Source organism: Pseudomonas endophytica (genome assembly GCF_001411475.1).
GTDB classification, from domain to species: Bacteria; Pseudomonadota; Gammaproteobacteria; order Pseudomonadales; family Pseudomonadaceae; genus Aquipseudomonas; species Aquipseudomonas endophytica.
Genome location: NZ_LLWH01000001.1, coordinates 135,454 through 149,433 on the forward strand (window position 1 = coordinate 135,454; position 13,980 = coordinate 149,433).

General features: G+C 50.8%; 14 protein-coding genes. 9 read left to right on the plus strand and 5 right to left on the minus strand.

The genetic code is table 11. The annotated features are described in order from the left end of the window. Positions 1 to 66: 66 nt before the first annotated feature. The 4 genes from metG (at position 67) to AQS70_RS00615 (ending at position 4,282) form a co-directional block, all read left to right on the plus strand. Complete coding sequence (gene metG, locus AQS70_RS00600; protein WP_055101009.1) at positions 67 to 2,118, plus strand: methionine--tRNA ligase; 2,052 nt, start codon at positions 67 to 69, stop codon at positions 2,116 to 2,118. Between the two features lie 78 nt (positions 2,119 to 2,196). Then, positions 2,197 to 3,288: an electron transport complex subunit RsxB gene (rsxB, locus tag AQS70_RS00605; protein WP_082428001.1), complete on the plus strand. Its 1,092-nt coding sequence runs from the start codon at positions 2,197 to 2,199 to the stop codon at positions 3,286 to 3,288. Positions 3,289 to 3,351: 63 nt separating this feature from the next. After that, entirely contained in the window at positions 3,352 to 3,990 is a 639-nt protein-coding gene (gene nth, locus AQS70_RS00610) for an endonuclease III (RefSeq protein WP_055101011.1), read from the plus strand. Positions 3,991 to 4,096: 106 nt separating this feature from the next. Further along, positions 4,097 to 4,282, plus strand: coding sequence for a PA3496 family putative envelope integrity protein (locus tag AQS70_RS00615; RefSeq protein WP_055101012.1), 186 nt, complete (start codon positions 4,097 to 4,099; stop codon positions 4,280 to 4,282). 243 nt (positions 4,283 to 4,525) lie between these two features. On the opposite strand, the gene AQS70_RS00620 is transcribed toward AQS70_RS00615, so the two are convergent. Continuing rightward, the gene (locus AQS70_RS00620) at positions 4,526 to 5,152 is read right to left on the minus strand and encodes a response regulator transcription factor (protein ID WP_029611271.1); all 627 of its coding nucleotides are present in this window, start codon (positions 5,150 to 5,152) and stop codon (positions 4,526 to 4,528) included. A gap of 1,151 nt (positions 5,153 to 6,303) precedes the next feature. Between AQS70_RS00620 and AQS70_RS00630 the strand changes: the two genes are divergently transcribed. Beyond that, positions 6,304 to 7,074: a hypothetical protein gene (locus AQS70_RS00630; protein ID WP_055101014.1), complete on the plus strand. Its 771-nt coding sequence runs from the start codon at positions 6,304 to 6,306 to the stop codon at positions 7,072 to 7,074. Positions 7,075 to 7,152: 78 nt separating this feature from the next. Here AQS70_RS00630 and AQS70_RS00635 read toward each other — a convergent pair whose 3' ends face one another. Next, positions 7,153 to 8,370: an argininosuccinate synthase gene (locus AQS70_RS00635; RefSeq protein WP_055101015.1), complete on the minus strand. Its 1,218-nt coding sequence runs from the start codon at positions 8,368 to 8,370 to the stop codon at positions 7,153 to 7,155. A gap of 126 nt (positions 8,371 to 8,496) precedes the next feature. Further along, positions 8,497 to 9,402 (minus strand): flagellar protein MotY, encoded by a 906-nt coding sequence (locus AQS70_RS00640; protein WP_055101016.1) that lies wholly within the window; start codon positions 9,400 to 9,402, stop codon positions 8,497 to 8,499. A gap of 154 nt (positions 9,403 to 9,556) precedes the next feature. On the opposite strand from AQS70_RS00640, the gene pyrC reads away from it, so the two are divergent. Both pyrC and rnt read left to right on the plus strand, forming a co-directional pair. Continuing rightward, positions 9,557 to 10,603: a dihydroorotase gene (gene pyrC, locus AQS70_RS00645; RefSeq protein ID WP_055101017.1), complete on the plus strand. Its 1,047-nt coding sequence runs from the start codon at positions 9,557 to 9,559 to the stop codon at positions 10,601 to 10,603. Next, positions 10,600 to 11,274, plus strand: a complete 675-nt coding sequence (gene rnt, locus AQS70_RS00650; protein WP_055101018.1) for a ribonuclease T — start codon at positions 10,600 to 10,602, stop codon at positions 11,272 to 11,274. The genes pyrC and rnt overlap by 4 nt, the downstream gene beginning before the upstream one ends. Before the next feature lie 72 nt (positions 11,275 to 11,346). On the opposite strand, the gene AQS70_RS00655 is transcribed toward rnt, so the two are convergent. Then, positions 11,347 to 11,949: a peroxiredoxin gene (locus AQS70_RS00655; protein WP_055101019.1), complete on the minus strand. Its 603-nt coding sequence runs from the start codon at positions 11,947 to 11,949 to the stop codon at positions 11,347 to 11,349. Positions 11,950 to 12,226: 277 nt separating this feature from the next. Between AQS70_RS00655 and AQS70_RS23010 the strand changes: the two genes are divergently transcribed. Then, a complete protein-coding gene (locus AQS70_RS23010; RefSeq protein WP_082428002.1) occupies positions 12,227 to 12,445 on the plus strand; it encodes a bacterioferritin-associated ferredoxin in 219 nt (72 codons plus the stop codon). Positions 12,446 to 12,643: 198 nt separating this feature from the next. Beyond that, entirely contained in the window at positions 12,644 to 13,114 is a 471-nt protein-coding gene (gene bfr / locus AQS70_RS00660) for a bacterioferritin (protein WP_048369419.1), read from the plus strand. A gap of 87 nt (positions 13,115 to 13,201) precedes the next feature. Here the strand turns inward: bfr and grxD are convergent, their stop codons facing one another. Next, complete coding sequence (gene grxD / locus AQS70_RS00665) at positions 13,202 to 13,543, minus strand: Grx4 family monothiol glutaredoxin (protein WP_055101020.1); 342 nt, start codon at positions 13,541 to 13,543, stop codon at positions 13,202 to 13,204. Positions 13,544 to 13,980: the final 437 nt, after the last annotated feature.

A 13,980-nucleotide genomic window follows, 5' to 3' on the forward strand; every position in this document is an offset into this window, starting at 1 on the left:
GGGGTGAAATATCTTGCTCGGCCCTTTATAGTGGCCGACCACCGTCTCATCAAATAGCCGAGCCCCATGTCCGAGCCACGCAAGATCCTCGTCACCAGCGCCCTGCCCTATGCCAATGGTTCAATCCACCTTGGCCATATGCTTGAGTACATCCAGACCGATATGTGGGTGCGCTTCCAGAAGCATCGCGGTAACCATTGCACTTATGTCTGCGCAGACGACGCCCACGGCTCGGCCATCATGTTGCGTGCCGAAAAAGAAGGCATCACTCCTGAGCAACTGATCGCCAACGTCCAAGCCGAACACAGCGCTGACTTTGCTGATTTCTTGGTAGACTTCGATAATTTCCACTCCACCCACGCCGAAGAAAACCGTGAGTTATCGAGTGCGATTTACATCAAGTTGCGCGAAGCTGGCCATATCGCCACGCGCTCAATCACTCAGTACTTCGACCCGGAAAAGAAAATGTTCCTGGCCGACCGCTTCATCAAAGGCACTTGCCCCAAATGTGGCGCTGAAGATCAGTACGGCGATAATTGCGAGAAATGCGGCGCGACTTACGCTCCAACAGATCTGAAAAACCCGAAGTCGGCGATTTCGGGAGCTACGCCAGTCCTCAAAGACTCCCAGCACTTCTTCTTTAAGCTGCCGGACTTCGAAGCCATGCTTAAAAGCTGGACGCGAAGCGGTTCGCTGCAAGATGCCGTTGCCAACAAAATCGCTGAATGGCTGGATTCCGGCCTGCAAGAGTGGGACATTTCCCGCGATGCGCCGTATTTTGGTTTCGAGATACCTGGCGAACCTGGCAAGTATTTCTATGTCTGGCTGGATGCACCGATTGGCTACATGGCCAGCTTCAAAAACCTGTGCGCCCGTCGCCCGGAGCTGGACTTCGACGCTTACTGGAACAAAGATTCGAGCGCCGAGCTGTACCACTTCATCGGCAAAGACATCGTCAACTTTCACGCGCTATTTTGGCCAGCCATGCTAGAGGGCGCAGGCTATCGCAAGCCTACCGCCATCAATGTTCACGGCTACCTGACGGTCAACGGCCAGAAAATGTCCAAGTCCCGTGGCACCTTCATCAAGGCGCGTACCTACCTTGATCATCTGTCTGCGGAATACTTGCGCTACTACTACGCCGCCAAGCTGGGTCGTGGCGTCGATGACCTAGACTTGAACCTCGAAGACTTCGTACAAAAGGTCAACTCTGACCTTGTCGGTAAAGTAGTCAACATTGCCAGCCGTTGCGCAGGCTTCATCCACAAAGGCAACGCCGGCGTGATGGTTGACGTCAACGCAGCGCCTGAGCTGACCGAGGCGTTCCAGGCTGCGGCGCCAAGCATTGCGGACGCCTATGAAGCCCGCGATTTCGCGCGTGCTATGCGTGAAATCATGGCGCTAGCTGATCGCGCTAACGCCTGGATCGCCGAAAAAGCGCCTTGGGCCATGGCCAAGCAGGAAGGTAAACAAGATGAAGTTCAAGCCGTGTGCGCCTTGGGCATCAACTTGTTCCGTCAGCTGATCATCTTCCTCAAACCCGTACTGCCACATCTTGTAGCCGAAGCTGAGTCGTTTCTGAACGTTCCACCTTTAACCTGGAATGATCACAGCACCTTGTTGGCGAACCATCAGTTGAATGCTTTTCAACCACTGATGACACGTATCGACCCAGAACATGTAAAGGCAATGGTTAACGCATCTAAAGAAGACTTGATCGCTAGCCAAACCGATACCGGCGCAGCGCCACCTAAAGGTAATGGCGAGCTGACTAAAGAACCTCTGGCAGCAGAGATCGAGTTTGACGCTTTTGCTGCCGTCGACCTGCGTGTGGCCCTGATTCTCAAAGCAGAAGCCGTAGAAGGTGCCGACAAACTGCTGCGTTTGACCCTAGATATCGGCGACGAACAGCGCAACGTGTTCTCAGGAATCAAGAGCGCCTACCCGAATCCGGCCGAGCTTGAGGGTCGGTTGACCATGATGATTGCCAACCTGAAACCCCGCAAAATGCGCTTTGGGATTTCAGAAGGCATGGTCATGGCCGCGGGGCCTGGCGGTGAAGAAATTTACCTGTTAAGCCCAGACAGCGGCGCCAAACCTGGCCAACGCATTAAGTAACACGCCCTCCTCATTCGCCAGCGGCTTACGGTCGCTGGCGGATGTTCGTTGTAGCCTCCCCTTCTGCCTTGTCGGATAATCAGCACCGTTTGTTTAACCGCCTCGCACTCATTACTCACTGCGCAGGATGACTGTCGCACGGGTGCGGCCCGCTGTCGCTGGACTGATCACACCATGAGCCTGATTCAACGTATCGACGCCTTATTGCCGCAAACCCAATGTGGCAAGTGCGGCCATCCTGGCTGTAAACCCTATGCGCAAGGTATTAGCCAAGGCGAAGCGATCAACAAATGCCCGCCCGGCGGGACTGAAACAATAGCCGCGCTGGCCAATCTGCTGAACATTCCTGTTATCACCCTGGACACAGAACGCGGCGCAGCCCCGGCGCAAGTAGCTTATATTCGCGAAGCCGAGTGCATTGGTTGCACCAAGTGTATTCAAGCATGCCCGGTTGATGCCATTTTGGGTGCGGCCAAGCTCATGCACACCGTGCTTGTCGAAGAATGCACAGGCTGTGATTTGTGCATCGCGCCGTGCCCTGTCGACTGCATAGAAATGCGACCGTTGCCAGCCAATGTGGTACCTATTGTCGGCGGGCTTGCACAGGTCGAGGAGCAATTCATTGCGCGTGCTAATAAGCGTGATCACGCCCGTGGCCGCTATGAGCGACGAGACGAGCGCCTGCGGCGCGATGAGCAACAGCGCCAAGCAGAACGGCTTGAACGGGCTCAGCGAGCCCCGGCAGAACCTCTTAAAGCTATAACACTTGGCAACTCGCAGGCAGAGCACGCCAAACTCAGCGATGCTGCAGTTAAAAAAGCCAAAGTCACGCTGGCAATGGCACGCGCACAACTTCACAAATCGCTCAAAGCATTTGGTCATCCTCCAACAGCCCAGCAACAGGCCCAACTGGTGACCCTGCAAACGCAATTCGAAACCGCAGAAAAAGCCTTGGCGCTGCTGGAGGAAGGCTCCGTGATGTCAGCGCCTGAACCCAATACAAACACGGCAGAACTTAAACGGGCAAAAATACAGCTGGCCCTGCGCCGCGCGGAACTCAAAAAAGCGCAGACACAGGAGCTCAGCAACGCACAGCTCAAGCTTTTGAATGATGCGGTCGTCCAGGCAGAGCGTGTTGTCAACGCTTTAGCCTCGCCCAAAAGCTGCTAGCTTTCTATTAAGCGACACGCTTCCATCCGTTTAACGGATTGCTCTCTAGGAAAAGTTTTAACCATGAACGCCGCAAAGCGCTTTGAAATTTTTCGTCGATTTCACGAAGACAATCCTGAACCAAAAACTGAACTGGCTTACACATCGCCTTTCGAATTACTGATAGCTGTCATTTTATCGGCGCAAGCAACTGACGTGAGTGTGAACAAGGCGATGGCCAAATTGTTCCCAGTCGCTAACACCCCAGAAGCCATCTACGCTTTGGGTGTAGAAGGGCTATCGGCGTACATCAAGACCATCGGCCTGTATAACAGCAAAGCGAAAAATGTGATCGAAACGTGCCGCCTATTGATAGAACGGCATGCCAGTGAGGTTCCGCAAACGCGGGAGGCGCTTGAAGCGCTTCCTGGGGTTGGTCGCAAAACAGCAAACGTCGTACTTAATACCGCATTCCGACAGCTGACCATGGCCGTCGACACTCATATTTTTAGGGTTAGCAACCGTACCGGCATTGCGCCAGGCAAAAATGTAGTGGAGGTTGAAAAGCAACTGATCAAGTTCGTGCCAAAGCCGTACCTGTTGGATGCCCATCACTGGCTTATTTTGCATGGCCGTTACGTTTGCCAAGCACGCAAGCCACGCTGCGGGAGTTGTCGGATTGAAGACTTGTGCGATTTCAAAGAAAAAACCTCCGACGATTGAGCGATTGAGGTTTTATGAGCAGACCGATTGAGAAAAACTTTTTTACCCTTAAAGCGTTTATCGCTATAAGGGGCGCCATGGGATGTCTTAGCCTGGAGTGAACTGAATGAGCACTGGCAAAGAACAATTGGATGTAGAGGATTTTCCAACGACCGATCAGGACGACACTGAAATTGCAGACCGTCCTGTTGAGGTCGCTAAAACTAATCTGGCTAAACGACGCAGCGTAGACGCCTTGCTGGCAGAAAAGAGACTTCGCAAAGAGCTGGAAGACTACCCGTACGACTTGTGACTCTCAGCGCTTAACACCAAAAGCCTCCTAGGCCAGCAATGTTGTTCACTTAACAGAGCAGCGCACCATCAGTTGTAAGAGCAAGCTTGCTCGCGATCTAGTAAAGATCAAACATCGCGAGCAATTGAGCATCGGCCGGATGCCCCTACAAGGTCGGCTTTTTACTTAAGTGAACAGCATTGCCCTAGATCGGAGACTTTTGGTGTTAAGGGGGTCAGGAGAAACCGCTCCTCCCCCGGTGAATCACACCAGCCCGTTTCGCTGTGCTAACTCAATAAGATCAACCAGTGAGCGAGCATTGAGCTTGAGCAGAAGACGTGTTTTGTAGGTACTGACGGTTTTATTACTTAAGAACATGCCATCTGCTATTTCTTTATTGCTTTTACCTCGTGCTAACTGCTGCAAGACCATCATTTCTCGACCGGAGAGGCGATTGACCATATCGGCCTCGCTGGCATTCCCCAAGCTTGAGCGTACAGAGTGCAATGCTTGATTCGGAAAATAACTATAACCGGAGAGCACCGCCTTGATTGCACTTAACAGTTCTGTCAAATCCTGCTGTTTACAGACATAGCCCGCCGCACCTGCCTGCATACAACGCATAGAAAAATGACCGGGTGCTTGCGAAGTCAACACAAGCACTTTAATAGGAACCGCGGGTGTAGAAAGTCGCGCAATAACTTCAAGCCCATCAAGTTTTGGAATTCCAATATCCAAAATTACAATGTCCGGTGCGTACTCACGCGCCAGCTGCAAAGCATCCACGCCATTATCCGTCTCTGCGATAACTTCATAGCCATGCCGCTCCATGAGCATACGCACAGCAAGACGAATGACAGGATGATCATCCACGATCAGCACTTTATTCATGGGTAATTCCAATTTTTTCGCTGTTCGAATTTTTAGAGTCAGCACAATAGCCTAGTCATAACACCCTGGGCATAGTGCCCTCCCCAAGCACCAACAACCAAAGACATTTCCTACGCAAAATAAAGATTAGCCCTACAAAAAAATCACTTATAAAGACCACCTTCTTACCAACCTCATCACTAAGAGGCTCATAAAAATGCACAGGCAGGTCTTTAAACTTAAAATTCAATTCTTATGCTTAAAGGCAGCATCCTTATACGAGCTTCGAAAAATACGCTGGCTCATCTCCTCGACACCAGACATCTGCCCGGCCCAAATCCCACCTCCCGCGAAGTGCTTCGCCATTGATTATTATTTTAAGCAGCTGTCGGACGACAACCTCTCGGCACACGTCGAAATTAGCACAGACAACAATTAAAAAACCCAAACAAATGTTAAAAAAAACCAACACATGTAACATCTTTATTTTATCCACCACGCCACTCACGGCCACCCCATTTTAATTCACCTCCTATTACGGAATAGCATCCGCCCCCGTTAAAACTTTACCCACCCTCTTTTCACGAGAAGACCTAACTGGAACTCATATAAAAAAACAGCACCTCTAAAATCGCCTCCTTCTCGAAAACTTATCCTCGCTAAAATCTACTCTTTTTTTAGAAAAAAATATTACCGTTTTAAACTTAAAGAAGAAGCCTACAAGGCATTCGGAATCCCCTTAAAATCCCACTGGCTAAACCACCTCGCAACCAGCTATAACCGAGACACCAGCACTCAATGAGACCGAATTTCAAACTTATTAAAATGTTACTTAATTACTCAACATTTAGTCTTACAAAAATGCATAACATGTCACCTATCTATATTGTAAGCATCCGCTCATAAATCAGAGCAATCCCACATAAAAAACAAATAATTCCTCACACAAAAAAACAATTTATTCAAATAGTAAATACAAGGCAATTTCGATTTGCGATTTCATGAACTCGCGACTAAATTCATGGTAAGCCCTCCGCATAGAACTTCTATCAAGCGCTCATACTTATTTAGTTCTACACCTCAAGCACTAACTCTTAGCATCTAAATAAGTATTAAATACTTAATATTCACTAGACCCGGTGAGCCCACTTTATTCGCAGACAGGCCACATCATGATAAAAAATAAAATTCGCGTTAATAACCCACTCACTGTCATTGCTATTTTTTCGATGCTAACCGAAGCGTCTGCTGCGGTTTCATTACCGTACATCGACAGAGAGAATCAAAAAATATATATGTGGTTTTTAATTGTTTTCCCTTCAATTTTAATTACCTTGTTTTTTTTGACTCTTAACTTTAACAACAAAACCCTTTACACCCCTATGGACTACGCTAAGGACAAAAACCGCGAGACGCCCTACTTAACCGGTTCAGAAACAGAAGATACTCTGACTAAAAACGTGAAAAAGCCCTGCGTACTCTCTCCCGTGACCACGTCACTTCTGTCTAAGCCAGGTATAAGACTCATTTCCTACAGCCCTAAAAATTTTATATTCCTGCCTCAAGGACATAGACACTACGATTCCGGCTCAGAAAAGACGACCCCTCCGCCCTCTGATCTAGGAAAAGGAAAACACCACCTTTCACTAAATGATGAGGAGCCGAGCAGTCTTTATTTAATAGATTTTAGCCATCCATCGCTACGCTTGAGTTGCGACCACACGCTGGAGGATATTTTGCAGACTTATTATGAAAGAGCGCATCCGAGGAAAGAGTGCTTACACAAAAAAGATGTACTACTCCTACTGACAAGTAGTTCGTTGCAGACTCAAGGATGCAGCCAACAACGACTCGAACTTGACTCACGTATCGCTTCACATCTGGGCGAGGCCACTGTCATTACCTACAACACAGAAACCCGTCAACTCAACACACTAAACTGATTGGGTAAACTCACGACCTATGAAACTCTCAAGCATAAAAAACCCGGCCATTGGCCGGGTTTTCTTTACAAAGTGCAATTAAAACAACTTGCGGCCCCGATTAGCTGCAATGCGCATACGCAATGCATTCAACTTGATAAAGCCTGCAGCGTCAGCTTGGTTGTAGGCGCCACCGTCTTCTTCAAATGTTGCAATATTGGCGTCGAATAACGATTCGTCGGACTTACGACCGGTAACAATCACGTTGCCTTTGTACAGTTTCAGACGCACAACACCGTTAACGTTAACCTGAGAAGCGTCGATCATTTGTTGCAACATCAAACGCTCAGGGCTCCACCAGTAACCTGTGTAGATCAGGCTGGCATACTTGGGCATCAACTCATCTTTCAGGTGAGCAACTTCCCGATCCAGAGTAATCGACTCAATAGCGCGGTGAGCACGCAACATGATGGTGCCGCCTGGGGTTTCGTAGCAACCACGAGACTTCATACCCACATACCGGTTTTCAACGATATCAAGACGACCAATACCGTTTTCACCACCGATACGGTTAAGTGTTGCCAGCACAGTCGCAGGCGTCATCTCAACACCGTCCAGTGCAACGATATCGCCGTTGCGGAAAGTCAGTTCCAGATAAGTCGGCGTGTTAGGCGCGTCTTCTGGCGACTTGGTCCAACGCCACATGTCTTCTTCGTGCTCGGTCCAAGTATCTTCCAGTACACCGCCCTCGTAGGAGATGTGCAGCAAGTTGGCATCCATCGAGTACGGGGATTTTTTCTTGCCATGACGCTCAATCGGAATACCGTGCTTTTCCGCGTAATCCATCAGCTTTTCACGCGACAGCAAATCCCACTCGCGCCAAGGAGCAATCACTTTTACGCCTGGCTTCAGTGCGTAAGCGCCCAGTTCAAAACGAACCTGATCATTACCTTTGCCGGTTGCGCCATGAGAAATAGCATCAGCACCGGTTTCATTCGCGATTTCGATCAGACGCTTGGCGATCAGCGGACGCGCAATGGATGTACCCAGCAGGTACTCGCCTTCGTAAACAGTGTTGGCGCGGAACATTGGGAACACGAAGTCGCGGACAAACTCTTCGCGCAGGTCGTCGATGTAGATTTCCTTGACGCCCATGGCTTGCGCCTTGGCGCGTGCAGGCTCAACCTCTTCACCTTGACCCAAATCAGCGGTAAAGGTTACGACTTCACAGTTATAAGTATCCTGCAGCCACTTCAGGATCACCGAAGTGTCCAAGCCGCCCGAATAAGCCAGAACGACCTTGTTTACGTCCGCCATGCCATCACTCCACGGGTTGTTCTAAAAGCCGAGCAGTCTACCGCTCACGGGTATTAATTTACAGGGGCGCGACAGCTTAAGACGACAAAGCGACAGTAAGTTTCAACAATACGACGCCTGTAAACGTCAAGACACCGCCGCTGGGTCAGTGATGGCAGCCGTAGAGGTCGGCTTAGCAGGTTCAGACACTCGTTCTAGACGCACGCTAACACGACGGTTTTTCGCGCGATTAACCGCATTGTTATTGGGCGCCACTGGATATTGTTCACCATGAAAACGAATCGTGATCTGCGACTCTTGCAGACCGTTGTCCTTGAAGTAATCCATTACCGCCAAGGCACGACGCCGAGAGAGCTCACGATTGGTCAAGCGATTACCGGAGTTGTCAGAGTAGCCATCAAGCATGATGTGATTGGCCTTAGGATCGGCCTTCATATATTGCAGGATGATTTGCAGACTTGCGCGGGCCTTGGCATCTAAATCAGTGCCGCCCCCGGGAAAACCAATCTGGCTCTGGCGAACCTGGTCGAAGTTTTTTGCTAAAAGTTTTCCAGTACAGGCTTCGTAATCGCCATAAGCCTGGCGAAACTTGACCGGTAGCAGGCGCACTTCGGATACTCCACCCACCGCGGAGTAATGCCTGATGACAGGGCTACGCCCCTCCAACAGCCCCCTAAATAAACGCCCGGCTTGCGTTTGAGAACTGTTGAACAGGACGTTACCGCGCCCAATTCGCACAGTACCCAAGTTAATATCGCCCCGCCCTGGCTGCCAAGGTGCCGCTGCTGCCAGCAAGGTTGCAGGGCCTTCACCCAGAATAGAGTTATGAGCATTTAGACGAAAAACCGCCTGCTCGCCCGCGCGGCGAACGAAGACACCTGAGCCAAAATCAGTGATCGGCTGAACAAGGCGACACTCGAATTGATCACCCTCAACGTTCCACTCCACATTCTCCAGACGTGTCTGGAAAGTCAGGGCCATAGCAGGAAAGCTGGCAGATAGGCTGAGCAGAACAAAAAAGAGCTGGCGCACGAAGGGCTCCGCAGGTGAATACTGGCAAATCAAAGTGCAGCGTTTGCGACACACCCTGCCTATATCGGTTCATACACTCAAAACTTGATAGCGAGTGCCTGACAGAGTCTTTTCCGGTAGCATTCGCATCAGTTTGACCCGCCTGGAATCCCAAATGTCTGACCGCCTGACCCTGCTGCGTCCCGACGACTGGCACATTCATCTTCGCGATGGTGCTGTGTTGCCTCACACTGTGGCGGATGTTGCGCGCACTTTTGGCCGCGCCATCATCATGCCTAACCTCGTACCTCCGGTGCGTAACGCCGCCGAAGCCGACGCCTATCGTCAGCGCATTCTGGCTGCACGCCCGGCCGGCAGCCGTTTTGAGCCGCTGATGGTGCTGTACCTCACTGACCGAACCCAGCCAGAAGATATTCGTACTGCCAAAGCCAGCGGCTTTGTGCATGCTGCCAAGCTCTATCCAGCTGGCGCTACGACAAACTCTGACTCAGGTGTCACCAGCATCGATGCTATTTTTCCAGTTTTGGAGACAATGGCCGAAGTCGGTATGCCTTTGCTGATACATGGCGAAGTCACCCGCGCCGAAGTCGATGTGTTCGATCGCGAAAAAGTCTTTATCGAAGAGCATTTACGCCGTGTCGTAGATCGTTTTCCGAACTTAAAAGTTGTGTTCGAGCACATCACCACGGCGCATGCGGTGCAGTTCGTCAATGAGGCTTCGGCTAATGTCGGGGCAACCATAACGGCTCATCACCTGTTGTATAACCGCAACCATATGCTGGTTGGCGGTATTCGCCCGCACTTCTACTGCCTGCCGATCCTCAAGCGCAACATTCACCAAGAAGCACTGCTGGATGCAGCCACCAGCGGCAGTCCGAAGTTTTTCCTCGGCACCGATTCGGCACCGCATGCTCAACATGCTAAAGAAGCCGCGTGTGGCTGTGCCGGTTGCTATACCGCCTATGCCGCCATTGAGCTGTACGCTGAAGCCTTTGAACAGCGCAATGCGCTGGATAAACTCCAAGCATTTGCCAGCTTGAACGGTCCGCGTTTCTACGGCCTGCCACCGAGCACCGAACATATCACTCTACTCCGCCAAGAGTGGACAGCCCCAAGTAGCCTGCCTTTCGGCGAGTTGAATGTAATCCCGCTGCGCGCCGGTGAAAAACTGCGCTGGCGCCTGCTGGAGGAACACGTGTGAGCGACGACCATTTTGATGACGAGCACGAAGGCGGTCATGGCACAGGCTCACGCCACCCGATGGCGGAGCGCTTTCGCGGCTACTTACCCGTCGTTATCGATGTAGAAACGGGTGGTTTCAACAGCGCTACTGATGCGCTGCTGGAAATTGCCGCCGTTACCATCGGCATGGACGAAAAAGGTTTTGTGTTCCCAGAACATACCTACTTCCATCGTGTGGAGCCCTTTGAGGGCGCCAACATCGAAGCCGCAGCGCTGGAGTTCACTGGCATCAAGCTGGACCACCCACTGCGCATGGCTGTCAGCGAAGAAACTGCCCTGACAGACATCTTCCGTGGTGTACGTAAAGCGCTAAAAGCCAATGGCTGCAAGCGCGCCATTCTGGTTGGCCATAACAGCAGCTTCGACTTAGGTTTCCTCAACGCTGCGGTGGCACGTCTGGATATGAAACGTAACCCGTTTCATCCTTTTTCCAGCTTCGACACCGCTACGCTGGCAGGTCTGGCATATGGTCAAACGGTGCTAGCTAAAGCTTGCCAAGCCGCTGATATTGACTTTGACGGTCGTGAAGCGCACTCCGCGCGTTATGACACTGAAAAGACCGCCGAGCTGTTTTGCGGCATCGTCAATAATTGGAAGCAAATGGGTGGCTGGAAAGACTTCAACGACTGATCACGTCGTTAACCTTACCGCAGCACATAAAAAAACCGGACACTAAGTCCGGTTTTTATGCTGCCAGAAAGCTTACAGCTTGCCAGCGTTCTCAGTCAGGTAAGCCGCAACACCTTCAGTCGAAGCGGTCATGCCCTTGTCACCTTTCTTCCAGTTAGCAGGGCAAACTTCGCCGTGCTCTTCGTGGAATTGTAGTGCATCAACCAAACGCAGCAGTTCATCCATGTTGCGACCCAGTGGCAGGTCGTTAACGATCTGGGAGCGAACTACGCCCTTGTCGTCAATCAGGAATGCGCCGCGCAACGCTACACCGCCTTCAGTTTCAACATCGTAGGCTTTGCAGATAGCGTGATTGATGTCGGCAGCCATGGTGTATTTCACCTGACCGATGCCACCATTATTGACGGGAGTGTTGCGCCAAGCGTTGTGAGTGAAATGGGAGTCGATGGAGACTGCAACCACTTCAACGTTACGCGCTTGGAACTCAGGAATGCGGTGATCCAAAGCGATCAGCTCGGATGGGCAAACGAAGGTGAAGTCCAGTGGGTAGAAGAACACCAGACCGTATTTGCCTTTGATCGCGGTGGACAGTGTGAAGCTATCAACGATTTCGCCATTGCCGAGTACGGCTGCGACGGTGAAGTCAGGCGCTTGTTTGCCTACGAGTACGCTCATTGGATATCTCCTGGGTGCGAGGTAAAAACGGGTCCGGCCCACATGCCCTGAGGCAGCAGCAGTATCAGTGCCAGATCTCCGCGTAAAAAGACAACCACTATACACGGCCTGTCAGGACCTTCCTTAACCCTTTTTATGCCACTGCCTAGCAGGGCATAAACGCCGTTCGTCAGCGTAACCTGAACAAACCCCAACCGCGCCCCAATCTACTTTGACAATCATTCTCGTTAACATTAAGATCCGTTTCATTGAATCCAACCAGCGATGGTTCTTATTTATGTACGTTTGCCTCTGCACTGGCGTTACTGACGGAAAAATCCGCGATGCAATCTATGAAGGTTGCTGTAGCTACCGCGAAGTACGCGAAGCGACGGGCGTCGCAAGCCAATGCGGCAAATGTGCCTGCCTAGCCAAGCAAGTTGTTCGTGAAACCTTGTCCACGCTGCAAGCCAGCCAACCCGCACTAGGTTTTCCAGTAGAATTTTCTGCTGCGTAATTAACATATTTCTAAGGAACCGGACTTAACGTCCGGTTTTTTATGTCAAAAATTCAAGTACTTAGGGCCAAAACGCGGAACACAAACATTCTTATTCCGATTAATTTTCATTTATTATTCAAACACTTAGGTTTGACAGTTGTAAGTGCGCAGATCAAACTCTGCCTTATATACGGTTAACTAAGGCAGGCCCTTGCGATGAAAGGCGATATTTCAGTCATCCAGCACCTCAACAAAATTCTCGGTAACGAACTGGTTGCGATCAACCAATACTTCTTGCATGCACGCATGTACCAAGATTGGGGCCTGGAAAAGTTAGGCAAACACGAATATAACGAATCCATCGACGAGATGAAGCACGCTGACAAATTGATCAAGCGCATCTTGTTCTTAGAAGGTCTGCCGAATGTTCAAGACTTAGGCAAGCTGCATATTGGTGAGCACACCAAGGAAATGCTGGAGTGCGACCTGCGCATTGAGCGCACCGGCCACGCCGACCTCAAAGCCGCTATCGCACACTGCGAAGTTGTTGGCGACTTTGGTAGCCGTGAACTTCTGGAAGATATTTTGGAATCAGAAGAAGAACATATCGACTGGCTGGAAACTCAACTGGGCCTGATCGACAAAATTGGTATTGAGAATTATCTGCAATCGCAGATGGGTGAGTAACTAACGCCCACAAAAAACCCGCCCTGATTATTCAGCGGCGGGTTTTTTATGCGCGGCTACTTAATATCCAAGTAGCAACTCAAGCTTTTAAGCTTCAGCTTTATTCGCAGCAGCCTTTTCAACGGCCTCTTTGATCAGAGATTGAAGAGAACCATCTGCAGCCATCTCCGCCATAATGTCGCTGCCGCCAACCAGCTCACCGCCTACCCACAGTTGCGGGAAGGTTGGCCAGTTAGCATATTTAGGTAAGTTGGCGCGAATTTCAGGGTTCTGCAGGATGTCCACGTACGCGAACTTCTCACCACAGCCCATCACGGCCTGAGCCGCTTTAGCCGAAAAGCCACACTGCGGGGCATTCGGAGCGCCTTTCATGTAAAGCAGAACGGTGTTGTTGGCAATCTGATCTTTGATAGTTTCGATGATATCCATGGAGCACCTCGGCTGAACTTTCCGACTCAGTTGTCGGCACGGTGGCGCATTGTAACGGAAAGCCGAGCATGACGCTCGGTCTCCCAGACAGAGAAACGTCGCAACTTCATCACTGAGTCCAGCACGCACGCCGTCGCACTACTGGTGATACGCCTTTGCATCTATGGATAACAACCCCTCACAGGTGACAGAAAATTGCAAAATAACCTGAGGGCAGTGTACAACTGGGCAGCTGAGGTGAGGCAAACCACTCAAAAGTGGCTAGATCACGAGTTCATACAGCCCAAGACTCGCTGAACCTCTGAACACTAGAGACCCTTATTGGCACGGCGCGACATTTCCTTATAAGATCGCGCCTTCCCCCTATTTCGTCGCCCCGTGCGGCATTCGCCGCAGGTTTCGCCGTTTTTCTGAAAAAGCGGCTTTGAATCCTGCGG